The sequence below is a fragment of the Neobacillus drentensis genome, from assembly GCF_036965245.1.
Classification (GTDB): domain Bacteria; phylum Bacillota; class Bacilli; order Bacillales; family Cytobacillaceae; genus Neobacillus; species Neobacillus drentensis_G.
In genome coordinates this window covers 1-2,886 of sequence record NZ_JBALPG010000217.1, presented here as the reverse complement: position 1 = coordinate 2,886, position 2,886 = coordinate 1, and the positions used below count along the sequence as shown (strand labels likewise).

Annotated in this window: 5 protein-coding genes; 2 read left to right on the top strand and 3 right to left on the bottom strand. The window is 31.9% G+C overall.

Annotation, left to right across the window (positions count from 1 at the left end; genetic code table 11):
• Positions 1 to 14: 14 nt before the first annotated feature.
• Both V7150_RS25670 and V7150_RS25665 read left to right on the top strand, forming a co-directional pair.
• Positions 15 to 146, top strand: a complete 132-nt coding sequence (locus V7150_RS25670) for a YvrJ family protein (RefSeq protein WP_335523946.1) — start codon at positions 15 to 17, stop codon at positions 144 to 146.
• Positions 147 to 157: 11 nt separating this feature from the next.
• On the top strand, positions 158 to 412 hold the full coding sequence (locus V7150_RS25665; RefSeq protein WP_335523941.1) for a helix-turn-helix domain-containing protein: 255 nt from the start codon (positions 158 to 160) through the stop codon (positions 410 to 412).
• Between the two features lie 439 nt (positions 413 to 851).
• Here V7150_RS25665 and V7150_RS25660 read toward each other — a convergent pair whose 3' ends face one another.
• The 3 genes from V7150_RS25660 to V7150_RS25650 all read right to left on the bottom strand — a co-directional run bounded on the left by V7150_RS25660 (position 852) and on the right by V7150_RS25650 (position 2,779).
• Complete coding sequence (locus V7150_RS25660; RefSeq protein ID WP_335523936.1) at positions 852 to 1,271, bottom strand: hypothetical protein; 420 nt, start codon at positions 1,269 to 1,271, stop codon at positions 852 to 854.
• Between the two features lie 176 nt (positions 1,272 to 1,447).
• Positions 1,448 to 2,158, bottom strand: coding sequence for an endonuclease/exonuclease/phosphatase family protein (locus tag V7150_RS25655; protein WP_335523934.1), 711 nt, complete (start codon positions 2,156 to 2,158; stop codon positions 1,448 to 1,450).
• A 189-nt stretch (positions 2,159 to 2,347) separates the two neighbouring features.
• Positions 2,348 to 2,779 carry a hypothetical protein gene (locus tag V7150_RS25650; RefSeq protein WP_335523931.1) on the bottom strand — a complete coding sequence of 144 codons (432 nt, stop codon included), beginning with the start codon at positions 2,777 to 2,779 and terminating at the stop codon, positions 2,348 to 2,350.
• Between the last annotated feature and the right edge of the window lie 107 nt (positions 2,780 to 2,886).

Below are 2,886 nucleotides of genomic sequence, written 5' to 3'. Positions count from 1 at the left end.
ATTTACCTCAATGGATTACCATACTTGGTAATTTCGGGTTTCCTATTTGTATATCGATTTATCTTTTAATACGATTTGAAAAAAAAATTGATAATTTAGGAGAAATAATCTCACAACTTTCCGAAGTGATAAAAGAAAAAAGATAGGACTGAATGGTATGGCGAAAATTTTATATGAACTCGTAAAAAAGGCAAAGCACGATAATACTGCATTACAAACTATCATTAATATGTTTGAACCAAAGTTAAAAAAATCTATTTATATGACAAATTTGAATGATAGAGAAGATTTAGCGCAAGAATTAAAACTTAAAATGGTTTCATACATTAAGGGATATGATATTGAATCTATTCCGGGATTTTGGGAAATTAAAGAAAGAGTAGACACAGATAAAATTGCAAAAAAGTCATAAAATATTCTACTCAATTTTTTATACAAAGCAATTATTATTAGACTTTAATGAGGAAACACATGTGGGAGCAAAGGCATTGGTTGTTAGAACTAGGTAAATGTTTTTGGTGGAAAAACTAGTTTTGTACTGCGCCGGAAACAGGTAAAAGTGTATCTATTAACAAAACAGCCGATGTCTGCTTCAATATACAGTTTACTAAACTGCTTCGTTCGCACAATAAGAAAAGCTGCCACAATGACAGCTTTGATCTACAACTATCGCCCCCGTGGGACTAGATCCCGTCAGCTAAACTGTTCACCCCCTACTTGTATAAACATGTTTCAGGCTGGTTGAGACCATGATCCCGTTTAACAAGTGAACCTATGACCACAAAAATAAGCGTTAATTCTTAAAAAAAGCGTTAATCCTTCTTAGATTAACGTCCCTTTAGTTGGATAAATCAACTGTGTAAAGATAAAAATTCTTTAGTTATAGAGCTTAACTGATTAGTGACATTAGGTGAATTAAAAACATCTTGTAATAAATTTAAGTAATATTTCTTTTGCTCTCCCTCACTACCATTTATTATTCGATTCAACATCCACACTGTAAGAGAAGTCGGGAACCTTTGTATTGATTGAACCAACTTTTCTTCATAACCATTTCCGTAGAACTTTTCAACAAAATGCACTAATGGACCTGGTGATCCAAAATCAACATCAGGATTCTGTTCTATCAGCTTAAGAATAGGTTCAACAGCATTAAAGGCATTTTCATAACTTTCGATTTCTTCAGTAACATCATAAGCAATATCCATAAAGTTTTCTCTACAAACATAAATTTTTAGAATTTCTAATTGATTATTCAATTTGTCATCCATAAAATCACCTCTACAAATATGAATTATAACTGAATTATATCATCTTTCTTCTTCCATTAACCTGCCATTTAGTTCAATAAGAAAAGGCTGCCTTAATAAGCAGCCAAACCTTTATGGAACGCACCCGTTTGCTTAATAAGAAAGCTTACCATTAATCACCAAAAATATGAAACGAATTACTTTTTAATTTCCACATATATTGGAGTGTGGTCACTTAACTTAATCCATTCCTCGAAGGAGCCTACCTCAATAAAGCTTAATTGTTTTAGGAGAGTCTCAGATGCAAACACATAATCAATGTGAAATGGCCTATCTTTGTCCTTTCTAAAATAGTGTGTTGGTTTAGTTTCTTCGCCATGTTCTTCATTAAAATAGGTATGGTAGGCACTCATTATACCAAAGCTTTTAAGCAACTCCACAACTTCTGAGTGTGTCCCAATTCTTTTGATATAATCAAATATCTTATTACTGTTCCAATCACCTGCGATAATACAGGGGTCATTAAGCAAAGATTTATAGTGATTTAATGCTAAATAAATTTGTCCAATATAACTGTAATATTTTTTATTTGTATTTTGTGCCCAAATTGCAAACAAATTAAAATTTTGGTCGCCTGAGACTATTAAAGGAATTATATAACGAAAATCCTTATTATATGATGGATGAATATCTATTTGATAGTTATTGTTTAATGTGATAATTCCAATGCCTTTGTTTGGATTGTCTCCAAACCAAAGGAACTGATTGATTGATTGTATTTTGTTACTTTTCCTCCATTTTTCAGGAGCTTCACACTCAGGGATTACTAGTATATCAGCTGAGAATGGAAGTATCTCTTCGATTTTATCTCTAAATCGCATTGCAGCATTCCATGTAACAAGTTTCATACATTTTCCCCCATAACTTCAAATATAAGCTTAAATGTACCTATATTTTAAATTACAATTCAACATAAAAGGCACTTCTCCTTCTTTAAGAAATGTACCCCTTTAGTTAAGTAACAAATGTTTATCAAATATGTAATTTCAGTAGTAATCTATATTTTGATTATTTTTACTCCCAAGTTGTAAATGAGATTACCAATTTCTAATACACCTTGCACACAAAAATGAAGCTGCAAAAGGAATTAACGGCTTCATAGTACCCCCGCAATTTGAACACTCACCAAATTTCACTACATTAAATTTAATTTTACCACTGTCTATTGGCATAACTAGTGAGGCATGACCTTCCATAAGGAGTATTGGAACAATATAAGAAGCTATAGCTGTTTTTGTAATATTATTCATTAGCCATTCCCCAAGACTATCTTTGGGAGGATCTGTTCTTGAAGTCCCGATTGTGACTGTTCGCCCCTTAAAAGTATCAAGTAACTTGGTATATTGTTCTTTACTTAGTTTAACAGGTGAACTAGATTTTCCAAAAAAAATCTCCTTATTTCCATTTGAAATATATTTAAACGGTTTCTTTTTCACGATCGTTTTCATGTCATGCATAATTTCATACATTAACTAACTCACCTCATCAACTTTTGTAGCTTTAACTAACTTCTTCAACAGAGTTAGAAAATCCTTCTTCCACTAAACTGCCCTTTAGTTTAAGTTATCATGAACGA

What these genes read in the sequence shown, in the direction of transcription:
- V7150_RS25665 (WP_335523941.1), top strand. Translation starts at nt 158, where the DNA reads ATGGCGAAAATTTTATATGAACTCGTAAAAAAGGCAAAGCACGATAAT.
- V7150_RS25660 (WP_335523936.1), bottom strand. Translation starts at nt 1,271, where the DNA reads ATGGATGACAAATTGAATAATCAATTAGAAATTCTAAAAATTTATGTT.
- V7150_RS25655 (WP_335523934.1), bottom strand. Translation starts at nt 2,158, where the DNA reads ATGAAACTTGTTACATGGAATGCTGCAATGCGATTTAGAGATAAAATC.
- V7150_RS25650 (WP_335523931.1), bottom strand. Translation starts at nt 2,779, where the DNA reads ATGTATGAAATTATGCATGACATGAAAACGATCGTGAAAAAGAAACCG.